General features: G+C 72.0%; 14 protein-coding genes and 1 pseudogene. 7 read left to right on the top strand and 8 right to left on the bottom strand.

Features of this window, described 5'->3' with window-relative positions:
- Position 1 precedes the first annotated feature (1 nt).
- Both M5362_RS27850 and M5362_RS27845 read left to right on the top strand, forming a co-directional pair.
- Complete coding sequence (locus M5362_RS27850; protein WP_260230549.1) at positions 2 to 592, top strand: hypothetical protein; 591 nt, start codon at positions 2 to 4, stop codon at positions 590 to 592.
- Positions 593 to 678: 86 nt separating this feature from the next.
- Positions 679 to 1,020, top strand: coding sequence for a DUF2516 family protein (locus M5362_RS27845; RefSeq protein ID WP_260230548.1), 342 nt, complete (start codon positions 679 to 681; stop codon positions 1,018 to 1,020).
- Between the two features lie 81 nt (positions 1,021 to 1,101).
- On the opposite strand, the gene M5362_RS27840 is transcribed toward M5362_RS27845, so the two are convergent.
- The 3 genes from M5362_RS27840 to M5362_RS27830 all read right to left on the bottom strand — a co-directional run bounded on the left by M5362_RS27840 (position 1,102) and on the right by M5362_RS27830 (position 4,817).
- Positions 1,102 to 2,349, bottom strand: a complete 1,248-nt coding sequence (locus M5362_RS27840; RefSeq protein ID WP_260230546.1) for a PP2C family protein-serine/threonine phosphatase — start codon at positions 2,347 to 2,349, stop codon at positions 1,102 to 1,104.
- A 351-nt stretch (positions 2,350 to 2,700) separates the two neighbouring features.
- On the bottom strand, positions 2,701 to 3,780 hold the full coding sequence (locus M5362_RS27835; RefSeq protein ID WP_260230545.1) for a C40 family peptidase: 1,080 nt from the start codon (positions 3,778 to 3,780) through the stop codon (positions 2,701 to 2,703).
- Positions 3,781 to 4,025: 245 nt separating this feature from the next.
- Entirely contained in the window at positions 4,026 to 4,817 is a 792-nt protein-coding gene (locus tag M5362_RS27830) for a class I SAM-dependent methyltransferase (protein ID WP_260230543.1), read from the bottom strand.
- 295 nt (positions 4,818 to 5,112) lie between these two features.
- Between M5362_RS27830 and mshA the strand changes: the two genes are divergently transcribed.
- The 3 genes from mshA to M5362_RS27815 all read left to right on the top strand — a co-directional run bounded on the left by mshA (position 5,113) and on the right by M5362_RS27815 (position 8,773).
- Positions 5,113 to 6,456, top strand: a complete 1,344-nt coding sequence (gene mshA / locus M5362_RS27825) for a D-inositol-3-phosphate glycosyltransferase (RefSeq protein ID WP_260230542.1) — start codon at positions 5,113 to 5,115, stop codon at positions 6,454 to 6,456.
- Entirely contained in the window at positions 6,449 to 6,979 is a 531-nt protein-coding gene (locus M5362_RS27820) for a YbjN domain-containing protein (protein WP_260230541.1), read from the top strand. The genes mshA and M5362_RS27820 overlap by 8 nt, the downstream gene beginning before the upstream one ends.
- Before the next feature lie 120 nt (positions 6,980 to 7,099).
- A complete protein-coding gene (locus tag M5362_RS27815) occupies positions 7,100 to 8,773 on the top strand; it encodes a glycoside hydrolase family 55 protein (protein ID WP_260230540.1) in 1,674 nt (557 codons plus the stop codon).
- Here the strand turns inward: M5362_RS27815 and M5362_RS27810 are convergent.
- On the bottom strand, positions 8,763 to 10,175 hold the full coding sequence (locus M5362_RS27810; RefSeq protein ID WP_260230539.1) for an MFS transporter: 1,413 nt from the start codon (positions 10,173 to 10,175) through the stop codon (positions 8,763 to 8,765). The two genes, M5362_RS27815 and M5362_RS27810, sit on opposite strands and share 11 nt — an antisense overlap.
- Before the next feature lie 126 nt (positions 10,176 to 10,301).
- Here M5362_RS27810 and M5362_RS27805 point away from each other — a divergent pair, with 126 nt between their 5' ends.
- Entirely contained in the window at positions 10,302 to 11,060 is a 759-nt protein-coding gene (locus M5362_RS27805) for a phosphoglyceromutase (RefSeq protein ID WP_260230538.1), read from the top strand.
- A 100-nt stretch (positions 11,061 to 11,160) separates the two neighbouring features.
- On the opposite strand, the pseudogene M5362_RS27800 reads toward M5362_RS27805, so the two are convergent.
- The 4 genes and pseudogenes from M5362_RS27800 to M5362_RS27785 form a co-directional block, all read right to left on the bottom strand.
- A pseudogene (locus M5362_RS27800) lies at positions 11,161 to 11,230 on the bottom strand (integrase); the annotation flags it as partial.
- A 3-nt stretch (positions 11,231 to 11,233) separates the two neighbouring features.
- Positions 11,234 to 11,653 (bottom strand): arsenate reductase ArsC, encoded by a 420-nt coding sequence (locus M5362_RS27795; protein ID WP_260230537.1) that lies wholly within the window; start codon positions 11,651 to 11,653, stop codon positions 11,234 to 11,236.
- A 26-nt stretch (positions 11,654 to 11,679) separates the two neighbouring features.
- Entirely contained in the window at positions 11,680 to 12,420 is a 741-nt protein-coding gene (locus M5362_RS27790; RefSeq protein WP_260230536.1) for an aquaporin, read from the bottom strand.
- The gene (locus M5362_RS27785) at positions 12,417 to 12,803 is read right to left on the bottom strand and encodes a helix-turn-helix transcriptional regulator (protein ID WP_260230535.1); all 387 of its coding nucleotides are present in this window, start codon (positions 12,801 to 12,803) and stop codon (positions 12,417 to 12,419) included. Before M5362_RS27785 ends, M5362_RS27790 begins: the two co-directional genes overlap by 4 nt.
- Before the next feature lie 104 nt (positions 12,804 to 12,907).
- Between M5362_RS27785 and M5362_RS27780 the strand changes: the two genes are divergently transcribed.
- On the top strand, positions 12,908 to 13,420 hold the full coding sequence (locus M5362_RS27780; protein ID WP_260230534.1) for an ArsI/CadI family heavy metal resistance metalloenzyme: 513 nt from the start codon (positions 12,908 to 12,910) through the stop codon (positions 13,418 to 13,420).
- Positions 13,421 to 13,641 lie beyond the last annotated feature (221 nt).

Here is a 13,641-nt window from a genome sequence, read left to right as displayed (position 1 = left end):
CATGGCCATCATCGAAGAACTGCGTACCCCCCTCTACTTCGCCGCCGGTACCGCCGACCTCGCCGTCCAGCAGGCCAAGAAGGTCCCCGGCCTGATCGAGCAGATCGCCGCCGAGGCGCCCGCGCGGATCGACGCCGTGCGCAACACCGACCCCAAGGCCGTGCAGGAGAGGGTGTCGGACCGGGCCAAGGAGGCCCAGGCCACCGTGCAGTCGAAGCTCGCCGAGGTCGTCGGCAACCTCGACACCGACCTGAAGAAGCTCGGCGAGAGCGCCCAGGACCTGGCCCTGCGGAGCGTCGGCGTGGCCGCCGAGTACGCGGTCAAGGCGCGCGAGAAGTACGAGGAGGTCGCCGCCCACGGCGAGGAGGCCGTCCGGGCGTGGCGCGGTGAGGCCGCCGAGGAGATCACCGAGATCGCCATCGTCGTCGAGCCGGAGTCGGCGACCGCGCCGGAGGCGAAGAAGACCGAGGTCAAGGCCGAGTCCAAGGCCCAGGTGCCCGCCGCGAAGACGTCCGAGGAGTCCAGGCCCGCCCGCAAGGCGACGGCCCGCAAGGCACCCGCCAAGAAGCCGGTCTCCGCCACCGAGAAGTAGCCCGGGGGCACCGATGAGGGTGCCCGGTGCGTTGTACCGGGTACCTTGGCCGCGAGGGCCCACTCCACTGACTAGGCGGTTCAGACATGTTGCGCGAAGGATTCGACCTCGGTCTCGACCTGGTGGTTGACCTGGTCTTCCTCGGCTTCGCTCTCGTCGCGTTCGTCTTCGCCGCCATGGCACGCGAGGACGCGTATCGTGCGGCCGACAAGCAGACCAAGAAGTTCTGGCTGATCATCCTCGGTATCAACCTCGTCCTGAACCCGCTTCTGGGCATGCTGTTCCTGCAGATCGCCGGCCTGATCGCGGCCATCGTCTTCATGGTCGACGTCCGGCCCGCCATCAAGCAGATCTCCGGCGGAAGCGGGGGCCGTCGAGGCGGATCCAGCAGCGACGGCCCGTACGGCCCCTACAACGGCGGCCGATAGGGCGACTGGCGCCGGTAGGTCTGTCGGTGCCGTACGGGCACCGGCGGCGGATCGGTTTCAGCGGACCCAAGGGGCCCGGGGCTATCCCCGGGCCCTTTCCAGTGCCAGGACCGCCACGTCGTCCGTCAGCTCCCCGCCGTTCAGCGACCGCACCTCCGCGACCGCCGCCTCGAGCAGCTCCTCGCCCCGCAGGCCCTCCGCCAGCTGCCGGTTGATCATCTCGACCATCCCGTCCTGGCCGAGCCGGGGCGAGCCCGGCCCCGCCGAGCGGCCCTCGATCAGGCCGTCCGTGTACATCAGCAGGCTCCAGGCCCCGCCCAGCTCCACCTGGCGGCGCGGCCAGCGGGCGCGCGGCAGCAGACCGAGGGCCGGGCCGCCGTCCTCGTACGGCAGCAGCCGCGCCGGGCGGTCCTTGCGGGCGATCAGCGGCGCGGGGTGCCCGGCCAGGCACAGGCCCGCCCGTCGCCCGTCCGGGGCGATGTCGACCGTGCAGAGCGTCGCGAAGATCTCCTCGCTCTCCCGTTCGTGCTCCAGGACCTTCTGGAGCGTGGAGAGCAGTTCGTCGCCGCAGAGGCCCGCGAAGGTGAGCGCGCGCCACGCGATGCGCAGCTCCACGCCCAGCGCCGCCTCGTCCGGGCCGTGCCCGCAGACGTCGCCGATCATCGCGTGGACCGTGCCGTCCGGGGTGCGGACCGTGTCGTAGAAGTCGCCGCCGAGCAGGGCGCGGGAGCGGCCGGGACGGTAGCGAGCGGCGAAGCGCAGGTCGGAGCCCTCCAGGAGCGGCGTGGGCAGCAGCCCGCGCTCCAGCCGGGCGTTCTCCTGGGCCCGCAGCCGCGACTCGGTCAGCTTCACCTGCACCGCGTCGGCCCGCTTGCGCTCGACCGCGTACCGGATGGCCCGGCTCAGCAGCCGGCCGTCGAGCTCCTCGCGGAACAGGTGGTCCTGCGCCCCGACCCGTACCGCCTCCGCCGCCAGCTCCGCGTCGGCCGAGGCCGCGAGCGCCAGGACGGCGTGGCGGGGCGCGAGCCGCAGGATGTGGTGCAGGGGCGCGAGCGGGTCGTCGCCGGTCGCGCGCGGCCCGGGCAGGGCCAGGTCGACCAGGACGCAGTGCACGTCGTCGGTGAGCAGCCGCTCGGCCTCGGTCAGGTTCCGGGCGGTACGGATGCGGACGCGGGTCCCGTCCACGTCGTCCAGCATCTCGGGTACGGCGAGGGCACCCGCCGGGTCGTCCTCGACGACCAGAAGGGTGAGATCGGTGCCAGTCGCAGCGGGCACAGCGCCGGGCGCCTCAGCAGAGACGATTCTCTGGCGCGGTACGGGTACGGGCATCGGTCGTGGTTTCCTTCCCTCCCCCCGAGGGCGCGGCGGGGCGACGAACGACGTCCCGCCAGACGGGGACCATAGCGTCACCGCACCGGGCAGCGGAATGGCGATCACGGTACGAGCATCGATGGGCCCTTGGCATATGCCGCGCATGGGGAGGTTGTTGCCCGCGGGGCCATGACGAACATCACGCCGCGCGGGGGTGTGGACGGTGCCCGCCGGTGGCGGAGGTCACTCGAACCGCCACCCCGCCTGCCGCTCGGGTCACCGGGCCGTCGCTCCGGTGCTCCGCGCACCGCTCGGGTCACCGGGCCGTCACTCAGGTCACCCCGCACCGCGCTCCCGCGGCTTCGCCCGTCACTCCGGGCGGACGACTCCCAGGATCTCCATCGAGCCCGCGCCCGCGAGGGTCACGTTCCGTCCCGGCCGTGGGGCGTGCACCATCGCGCCGTTCCCGACGTACATCCCGATGTGGCTGGCGTCCTTGTAGTAGACGATCAGATCGCCCGGGCGCATGTCCTTGATGTCCACCTTGGGCAGCAGCCGCCACTGCTCCTGCGAGGTGCGCGGGATGGGCCGGCCCGCCGCGCCCCAGGCCCGCTGGGTCAGCCCCGAGCAGTCGTACGAGGCCGGGCCCTCCGCGCCCCAGACGTACGGCTTGCCGATCTGGGCCGTCGCGAACTCCACCGCCTTCTTGCCCATCGGCGTCGCCGTGGTGCTCAGGCCGTCGAGGACGCCGGTGTTCACCCAGGCGGTCTGCGCCCGGTACTGCTCCTGCTGCTCCAGACGCAGCAGCCGTTCCCGCTCCTCGGCCGCCAGCTCGGACTCGAGCTTCTTGGCCGCGGCTATCTTGTCCTCGATGTCCTTCTTCGCCGCCGCCTGCTTGACGCGGTTGGCCTCCAGCTTGGTCCAGTTGGTGCCCGCGTCCTTGGCGTAGACGGTCAACTGGGCCTGCGTCCTGGTCATTTCGGCGAGCAGGTCCTTGGTGGCCTTCTGGCCCTCCTTGAGCCTGCCGGCGTTGTCCAGGAAGAGCTGCGGGTCGTCGGTGAGGACGAACTGGGCGCCGTCGGGAAGCCCGCCGTTGCGGTACTGCGCGCGGGCCGCGGCGCCGGCCTGGGCCTTGAGCGCGTCGATCTTCTCGTTGCCGGCGACGATCATCTTCGCCAGCCGCACGATCTCGGCGGACTGCTCCTTGGTCTGCTCCTCGGCGAGGTTGTACGCGTCGGTGGCGGTGGCGGCCTGCCGGTACAGGCCGTCGATCTCCTTGCGTACCTCTTCGAGGGTCTTCTTCGGGGGCGCGGGCGGCGCCGGGGCCGCGGGGGCCGCCGGTGGCGCGGCCGGGGCGGCCGAGGCCTGGAGCGTCAGCGCGGGTGAGGCCAGCACCGTCAGGGCGCAGACCACGGTGATCGCGGCGTTGACACAGCGGCGTCGGTTCACAAGCTCCCCCTCGTACGGCCCGCCCGTACCAGTATCTGATTTACCGTCAGTAACTTAGTCGTGACCTTGGCGATAGTGCCACGCGAAAGGTGAAAGCAACAGGGGATACCGGGCCCTGTCGGGTCACTTTCCCCCACAGGGGACGAGTGATGAGGGAGATGCGTTCCCGACGCACCGTGAATTCACCGGTAGTTGGCGCGCGGACGGCCTGTCGGCGGGCATGTGGCGGATCGCGGCGTGGCGCCTCAGCGGGGCGCCAACGCCTCCCAGCGCACCGTCACTTCGCCCTGCCGCCACCGCCGGTACCCGTCCGTCAGGGGCCAGTCCGCCGCCAGATCGCGTACGGCCCTGATCCAGCGCTGGCGCGCGCCGAGCGAGGCGTACGGAGCGGCCGCCGCCCACGCCCGGTCGAAGTCCCGCAGGAACGCGTGCACCGGCTCGCCCGGCACGTTGCGGTGGATCAGCGCCTTCGGCAGCCGCTCCGCGAGGTCCGACGGCCGGTCGAGCGAGCCGAGCCGGGTCGCGAAGGTCACCGTCCGCGGACCGGTCCGGTCGAGCGCCACCCACACGTGGCGCCGCCCGATCTCGTCGCAGGTCCCCTCGACCAGCAGCCCCCCGGGCGCGAGCCGCGCGCACAGCCGCGCCCAGACCGCGGCCACCGCGCCCTCGTCGTACTGCCGCAGCACGTTCGCGGCCCTGATCAGCGCGACCTCGCCGGGCACCGGGACCTCGAAGCCGCCGTGCAGGAAGGTCAGGCCCTCGCGCTCGTACGGGCGGGCGGCGGCGACCCGGGCCGGTTCGATCTCGATGCCGACGACCTCGGTGCGCGGATCGGTGGTCCGCAGCCGGCCCAGCAGCTCCACGGCGGTCCAGGGCGCGGCCCCGTACCCCAGGTCGACGGCGACGGGCGGCTCGGCGGAGCGGCGCAGGGCCGGGCCGTGGACGGCGGCGATCCAGCGGTCCATGCGGCGCAGCCGGTTGGGGTTGGTGGTCCCGCGAGTCGCCGTGCCGACGGGGCGGGTGGTGCGCGGGGCCATGGAAAGAGGGTACGGGGCGGCCGCGGGGCTCGGGTCGTCCGGCTACGGCCGCAGGGCCCCAGCCCCGGCAGCGGCGCCCGGCCCACCCCGCTACCGCCACGGCGCGCACGGCCCGCCCGGCCACAGCCGTGCCGGTCCGGAGCCGGCTCCGCACGGCGCCACGCCGTCCCGGGACGGCAATGAATTGGCAAAACGGAAATGGATGGCGACATTCCGGTGTTGTGCGGCGTGGAAGGCGCCCTGCGCCCTCCTTGCCGTGCCCGCTACGCCCCCACTCAGCGGAAGGACCGTCGACGTGAGCCAGTACGTCTCCCGGCTCGCCGGCTCCCTGGCGACGCCGTCCCGACTCCGGTTCCCCGGACGTCACCGGACCCCGCGCCGGGTGGCCATGCTCAGCGTCCACACCTCGCCCCTCCACCAGCCGGGCACCGGCGACGCGGGCGGCATGAACGTCTACATCGTCGAGCTGGCCAAGCGGCTGGCCGCGATCGACATCGAGGTCGAGATCTTCACCCGGGCCACCACCGGCGGCCTCGCCCCGGTCGTCGAGCTCGCGCCGGGCGTCCTCGTGCGCCATGTGGACGCCGGGCCGTACGAAGGGCTGGCCAAGGAGGAGCTGCCGGCCCAGCTCTGCGCCTTCACGCACGGCGTGATGCAGGCCTGGGCGGGCCACCGCCCCGGCTACTACGACCTGGTCCACTCCCACTACTGGCTCTCCGGCCACGTCGGCTGGCTCGCCGCCGAGCGCTGGGGCGTCCCGCTCGTCCATGCCATGCACACCATGGCCAAGGTCAAGAACGCGGCGCTGGCGGAGGGCGACACGCCCGAACCCGCGGCCCGGGTGATCGGCGAGACGCAGATCGTCTCCGCCGCCGACCGGCTGATCGCCAACACCGCCGAGGAGGCCGACGAACTCGTCCGCTTCTACGACGCGCAGCCCGGGAAGGTCGCGGTCGTCCACCCGGGCGTGAACCTGGACCACTTCCGCCCGGCGGACGGCCGGGCCGCCGCCCGCGCCCGCCTCGGGCTGCCGGCAGACGCCTTCATCCCCGTCTTCGCCGGCCGTATCCAGCCGCTGAAGGCCCCCGACATCCTGCTGCGGGCCGCGGCCGTGCTCCTGGAGCGGGATCCGTCGCTGCGCTCGCGCATGGTCGTGCCGGTCGTCGGCGGGCCGAGCGGCAGCGGTCTCGCCAAGCCCGAGGGGCTGCAGAAGCTCGCCGCCCGGCTCGGTATCGCGGACATCGTCCGCTTCCACCCGCCGGTCGGCCAGGACCGGCTCGCCGACTGGTTCCGGGCGGCATCGGTGCTGGTCATGCCCTCGTACAGCGAGTCCTTCGGTCTGGTCGCCATAGAGGCGCAGGCGGCCGGGACCCCGGTCGTCGCGGCGGCGGTGGGTGGCCTTCCGGTCGCGGTACGGGACGGCGTCACCGGCTTCCTCGTCCAGGGCCACGACCCGGCCGACTACGCCCGGGCGCTCGGCCGCTTCGTGGCGGACCCGGCGCTGTCCGCCCGGATGGGCGCGGCGGCCGCCCGGCACGCGGAGTCCTTCGGCTGGGACACGGCGGCCTCGGGCACGGCGGACGTGTACACGGCGGCGATGCACGATCACCGCCGTCGCGTACGCTCGCTCCATGGCTGAGGACGTACGGGACCGCGCGCAGGTCCACCGGGTCATCGAGGACACCTTCAAGGCTGCCTCCTCCGACTCCGAGGGCTCGCTGGAGTGGGAGTCCCCCGAGCCGGGGTCGTACGTGGTGAAGCTCCCGGGCACCCGCAAGCTCTTCACGACGCTCTCGCTCCGGGTGGGCCGGCACTCCCTCTCCCTCAACGCCTTCGTCATCCGTCACCCCGACGAGAACGAGGCGGGCGTCCACCGCTGGCTCCTGGAGCGCAATCTCAGGCTGTACGGCGTGAGTTACGCGGTCGACGGCCTCGGTGACATCTATCTGGCGGGCAAGCTTCCGCTGGCCGCCGTCACCCCGGAGGAGCTGGACCGGCTCCTCGGCTCGGTCCTCGAAGAGGCGGACGGCTCCTTCAACACCCTTCTGGAGCTGGGCTTCGCGAGCGCGATCCGGCGCGAGTACGCGTGGCGGGTCTCGCGGGGCGAGTCGACCAGGAACCTCGACGCGTTCACGAGCCTGACCCAGAAGCCTGCGAACTGAGCGTCGTCTCTCCGGCTGCCGTCCTGTAGCGGCACGACCCCTTCCGTACCTGCCGTGACCGTGCCATGCTCGCCGCCGTCGCACATCTGAATGACGTTCACATCCATGAAAGGCGGGCTCATGGGGATCGGCAGAAGGCAGTTCGTGGGCGGTGCGGTGGCGGTGGGCGTGGCCGCCACGACCGGCTTCCGGCCGGCGGGACCGACGCCGCCGGGGGAGCAGGCAGCGCCCGGGGGTGCGACACCGCTCTGGAGGGAGTACGCGGACTCTCCGTACACCCACCCCCAGATCCCCTACGTCGGCCGTGCCGGCGCCCGCGGCGGCGCCACCCGGCAGACGCGGCCGCGGGTCGTCGCGAACGTCCTCTCCTACGGCGCCACTCCCGACGGCTCCGCCGACTCGGCGCCCGCCATCAACCGGGCGCTCACCGAGGCGGGGGAGCGCGGTGGCGGCACGGTGCTCGTCCCGCCCGGCACGTACCGCATCGACGGCCTCGTCCACATCGGCCACAGCGGGGTCGTCCTGCGCGGCGCGGGCTCGGGGCGGACGAGGCTCCTCGCCACGAAGCACCTCACCGAACTGATCGGCCCGTACGGTTCGCGCTACGGCGGCGACAAGTCCTCCTGGTCCTGGGCCGGCGGCCTCCTCTGGCTCGCCCCGCACGCCCGCCACGCCTCCCTCACCGCCGCGATACGCGACCGCGCCTGGCCCTTCGAGGGCTGGACCGGCAACCGGCGCGACGAGTGGGAGACCTTGACCACCGTCCGCCCGGCCCGGCGCGGCGACTGGTCCGTGACGGTCGACGACCCGTCAGCCGTCCGCCGCGGGCAGCTGGTTCTGCTCCGCCTCGCCGACGACGCGGGCCACACGCTCCTGGAGCACATGGCGGGCGGGGGCGTCGGCCCGGAGGCGTACACCTGGGACGACAAGACCAAGCTGACCTCGTACGTGCCGTACGAGTGGCCGGTCCGCGTGATGTCCGTACGGGGCCGGAAGGTGACCCTCGAACGCCCCCTCCCGCTTGACGTCCGCCCGGAGTGGGACCCCCGCCTGACCACGCTCGCCGCACCCCTCACGGGCTCGGGCGTCGAGGGCCTCACCCTGGAAGCGGTGGAGACCCCCCAGTCCCCGCACCTCCTGGACAAGGGCTACAACGGCGTCACCTTCCAGTGCGCGTACGACTGCTGGGCCGAGGACGTCGTCGTACGGCACGTGGACAACGGCTTCGGGCTCGTCGCCGCCTCCGCCTGCACCCTGCGGCGCACCCGGGTCGAGGGACGCGGCTCCCACCACCCGTACTTCTGTCGCGAAGGCGCGCACGACAACCTGATCGAGGACTTCCGTATCGCGGCCCGTACCGTCCCCGCCCCGGCGGGCACCCAGCTCCACGGCATCAACGTGGAGGGTCTCTCCAGCCACAACGTCTGGTCGCGCGGGGTGATGGAGATGGGCACCTTCGACACCCACCGGGGCATGCCGTTCGCCAACGTACGGACGGAGATCACGGTCGAGAACAACGGCCGGCACGGCGGAGACGCCTCGGCCGGACCGCTGTACGGCGCGCGCTTCGCCCACTGGAACGTGACGGTCACCAACGGCCGGGCGGGGCTCGTCAAGATCGACACGATCGCGCCGTACAGCGCGACGGTCGGGATCAGCGAGGTGCGGGAGTTCGACCAGATCGACGTACCGGACTTCGTGGGGGAGCTCCACGCGCGCGTGGAGGCGTACGGGAGTCCGGGGGCGGTGCGCCCCCGGAACCTGTACGAGGCACAGCGGACGCTCAGGCGCTGACCGGGGCGGTGGCGGCGGGCTTGCCGGTGCCGGTGCCGGTGCCGGTGCTGGTGCCTTGGCCGAGGGGCGGCTCGGGGTCCTCGCCGACGACGGCGGGGGGCTCGGGGTGGAGTCCGACGGCGGGGGGCTCGGGGTGGAGTCCGTCGGCGGGCGGCGTGCCCCCGCCCCCCGCCCGATCGGTGGACTCGCCTTCGTCGAGGACCTTGCGGAGCCGCGTCGCGTAACCGAGGGCGGCCACGGCGCCGACGACTCCCGTCGCCATCCACAGGAAGTCCGGTCCGGGGCCGTCCACGACCCACCCCGCGAGGATCGGGGCGAGGAAACCGGACAGCGCCCAGGACATGCCCATCACGCCCTGGTAGCGGCCGCGGGCGTGCTCGGGGGCGAGCTTGGCGGTGGCGGCGGCGTTGGTCGGGACGTGGACCATCTCGCCGATGGTCCACACGATGACGGTGGCGGCGAAGACCAGCGGCGTACCGGCGAGCGCGGTGGCGCCCGTGCCGACGGCGAAGAGCAGCGAGGAGACGGTGAGCAGCATCGCCGGCGAGCGCTTGTCGGTGACCTTGTTGACCAGCAGCTGGAAGGCGACGATCACGACGCCGTTGACGGCGATGACCGCGCCGTACGCACCCGGCTCCAGACCGGCGGCGGCCATCGAGAGGGGCAGACCGACCCACGGGGCGGTGAAGACGAGGCAGACGAGCAGGTTGAGCAGGACGAGGGTGCGGAAGGGCGCGTCGCGCAGTACGTCGAGGACGCTGACGCGGTCCTTCTCCTCGATCTCGCCGGCCGGGTTCCGGCGGGCCTCGGGGCGGGTCTCGGGGAGGCGGAGGAAGACGATCACGGCGCAGAGCGCGGTGGCGACGGCCTCGACGAGGAAGAGGGTGCGGTAGCCGAGGAAGATCGCGGCGCCACCGCCGAAGGCGGCGACGGCGAAGCCGAGGTTGAGGGCCCAGTAGTTGAGGGCGTAGGCCCGGCGGCGGTCGTGCTCGGGGACCATGTCGGCGATGGTGGCCTGGATGGACGGCCGGACGGCCTGCATGGAGACGCCCATCAGCAGGACGACGGCGGCGATGCCCCAGGCGGTGGAGACCAGCGCGAGGGCGACGGCGCAGGAGGCCGTCACCAGGTGCATGGTGACCATCGTGGGGCGCCGGCCCCACTTGTCGGTGAGCGTGCCGCCGAGCGGGGAACCGGCGACGCCGCCGAGGCCGTGGAGGGCGACGACGAGTCCGGCGAACCAGGCGGAGTGGCCGAGTTCCTGGGTGAGGTAGAGCGACAGGAAGGTGAGGACGAACGCGCCGGTCCGGTTGACCAGGGTGGAGAGCCAGAGCCACCAGAAGCCGCCGGGAAGACCGGAGACCGTCGCACGAGCTGATCGTCTGAGCGAGTCGATGGACATGTGTGGCCGGCCCCTTGTCATGCGTAAGTCCCTCTCACGGCGTTCGTAACTTACGCATCTCTCATGCCGGACGCCAGCGAATTGACGGGGAGCGTCAAGCGTCGGGCGTCGATTAGGCTCGGGCGCATGGCCGACGCACCGTACAAGCTGATCCTCCTCCGCCACGGCGAGAGCGAGTGGAACGCGAAGAATCTGTTCACCGGCTGGGTGGACGTCAACCTCACCGAGAAGGGCGAGAAGGAGGCGGTCCGCGGCGGTGAGCTGCTCAAGGACGCCGGCCTGCTGCCCGACGTACTGCACACCTCCCTCCAGAAGCGCGCCATCCGCACGGCGCAGCTGGCGCTGGAGTCCGCGGACCGCCACTGGATCCCGGTCCACCGCTCCTGGCGCCTGAACGAGCGCCACTACGGTGCGCTCCAGGGCAAGGACAAGGCGCAGACGCTCGCGGAGTTCGGCGAGGAGCAGTTCATGCTCTGGCGCCGCTCGTACGACACCCCGCCGCCGCCGCTCGAGGACGGCACGGAGTTCTCGCAGTCCGACGACGCGCGCTACGCGACGATCCCGCCGGAGCTGCGCCCGCGGACGGAGTGCCTGAAGGACGTCGTCGACCGGATGCTGCCGTACTGGTACGACGGCATCGTCCCGGACCTCCTGGACGGCAAGACGGTCCTGATCGCGGCCCACGGCAACAGCCTGCGCGCCCTGGTCAAGCACCTGGACGGCATCTCGGACGAGGACATCGCGGGCCTGAACATCCCGACGGGCATCCCGCTGACGTACGAACTGGACGAGAACTTCAAGCCCCTGAACCCGGGCGGCACGTACCTCGACCCGGAGGCGGCGGCCTCGGCGATCGAGGCCGTGAAGAACCAGGGCAAGAAGTAACCACCGCGTACGAGATGGCCCCCTACCTGCTGGTTCCCAGCGGGTAGGGGGCTTCTTCGTGCCCGTGGGCCGTCCGGGGGCCGGCAGGGCGACGGGGCCGCGTAGACGGACGCGATCGCCTTCCGGGTCCGCTCACGGCTGCTCGGCATCAGGTGGGCGTATACGCGGAGCCTTTACGGGCGTGCCTCGATGCCGAGTTCGCCCAGCAAGCCGCGGATGCGCTCCGCGATGGCATCGCGGATCCGACGTACGGCGGCCACGCCCTGGCCGGCGGGGTCCTCCAGCTTCCAGTCGAGGTAGCGCTTTCCGGGGAGGTAGGGGCAGGCGTCGCCGCAGCCCATGGTGATGACCACGTCGGACGCCTGGACGGCTTCGGTGGTGAGCACCTTCGGTGTCTCGGCGGAGAGGTCGATGCCGACTTCCGACATGGCCGCGACGACGGACGGGTTCACCGTGTCGGCCGGGGCGGAACCGGCGGAGCGGACCTCGACCCGGTCGCCGCCGAGGTGGGTGAGGAAGGCGGCGGCCATCTGGGACCGGCCCGCGTTGTGGACGCAGACGAACAGTACGGACGGGATCGCGGGAGTGCTCACGGGCGGACTTCCTGTGTCGGGGCGGTTCAGCGGCCGGCGGCAGCGAGTTCCGGCTCGCCTGTCGATGCGGGTACGGCGTCGGGCGCCGGCGCGGAACGGCCGAAGAGGGCGACCGCCAGGGCGACGCCGACCCCGGCACCGAGGAGTTGGGCGGCGATGAAGGTCGGCACGGAGGCCGGGGCGATGCCCGCGAAGGTGTCCGAGAAGGCGCGCGCGATGGTCACGGCCGGGTTGGCGAAGCTGGTGGACGAGGTGAACCAGTAGGCCGCGCCGATGTAGGACGCCACGAGGACCGGGCCGAGACGCTGCTGAGCCGTGCGTCCCAGGCCGAGGACCAGGAGAACCAGACCGGTGGTGGCGACGATCTCGCCGAGCCACAGGTGACCGGCGGACCGGTCGTGGCTGGAGAGCCGGACGAGGGGTTCGGCGAACATCGCGTTCGCCAGTACGGCTCCGCCGATACCGCCGACGACCTGCGCGGGCACGTAGGCCGCTACGGCGCGCAGTTCCAGCCCGTCCCCCTCGCGGCGTCCGGTCCACCACACGGCGAGTGTCACGGCCGGATTGAAGTGGGCCCCCGAGACCGGGCCGAGCAGGGCGATCAGCATGCCGAGACCGAAGACCGTGGCGAGCGAGTTGGCGAGCAGCTGGAGGGCGGTGTCATGGGTCAGCGCGGTGGCCTGGATGCCGGAGCCGACCACGATCGCGACGAGGGCACCGCTACCGACCAGCTCGGCCAGGGCGCGGCGCCCGAGGGAAGGCGTCATCTGCCCACTCCGGCCGGTACGGCTTCGGCCGGCCCCTGGAGGAGGGAGGAGAGTCGGGCGAGGGCGGCGGGCAGCACCCAGTAGTAGACCCAGGTGCCGCGTCGTTCCGAGCCCACCAGGCCCGCTTCCCTCAGCACCTTCAGGTGGTGGGAGATCGTCGGCTGGGACACGTCGAACGGGCCGGTCAGGTCACACACGCAGGCTTCGCCGCCCTCATGCGAGGCGATCAGAGAGAGCAGGCGCAGCCGAATCGGGTCCGACAGGGCCTTGAACATCTTGGCCAGGTCGACGGCGTCTTCTTCGCCCAGCGGCTCACGGACCATCGGCGAGCAGCACGCCGCCTGCTCGTCCTGTCCGATCACCAGCACCTCTGATTTCGACATGCGTCTATGTTGACAGGCATCTAATCCGGTGGCAACGTCGACCCTGCCAAGCTGTATCGACAAGTATCGAAACAGTGCCGGACCTGAAGATCAGGGAGACCGCCATGTCCCGCGTCCAGCTCGCTCTCCGCGTCGCCGACCTCGAAGGCTCCGTCGCGTTCTACTCGAAGCTGTTCGGTGTCGAACCCGCGAAGCGTCGCCCCGGATACGCCAACTTCGCGGTGGCCGAGCCGCCGCTCAAGCTCGTTCTCATCGAGGGAGAGGCCGGTGAGGACACCCGGCTCGACCACCTCGGCGTGGAGGTCGAGAGCACCGAACAGGTCACCGGCGCCACCACCCGCCTGAGGGACGCCGGACTGGCCACCTTCGAGGAGAACGACACCGCATGCTGTTACGCCCTCCAGGACAAGGTCTGGGTGACCGCCCCCGGCAAGGAGCCCTGGGAGGTCTACGTCGTGAAGGCCGACGCCGACACCCTCACCAAGGCCGCCGAGACCACGCCCGACGCCTGCTGCGGCACCACGGCCTGCTGCACCCCCGAGGAGCAGGCCATCGACCCGGCGCAGACGCCGGAGCAGGCGAAGGCGGCCGCCGGCTGTTCGTGCGGCGCCTGTTGATGACATCTCCCTGCGGGGTGGAGCCGCCAGGCTGCAGGCAAGCGAATCCGTGATCCGTGGCCACCGGCGGACGATGACATCTGGTGGGAGGGGTGAGCGACTGCCAGGATCAGGCTGTGAACGAGTCATCCCTCCCCGCGAGATTGAGCAGAGCAGCCGACTGGGCAGGGCTGCCCGTCTCCGTCCTGCTTCTTACGACGGGCATCCAGACCTACCGCGAC

This window comes from Streptomyces sp. Je 1-79 (genome assembly GCF_025195125.1).
Lineage (GTDB): Bacteria > Actinomycetota > Actinomycetes > Streptomycetales > Streptomycetaceae > Streptomyces.
The sequence above is the reverse complement of the archived record's forward strand: the minus strand, read 5'-3'. Positions and strand labels throughout refer to the sequence as shown.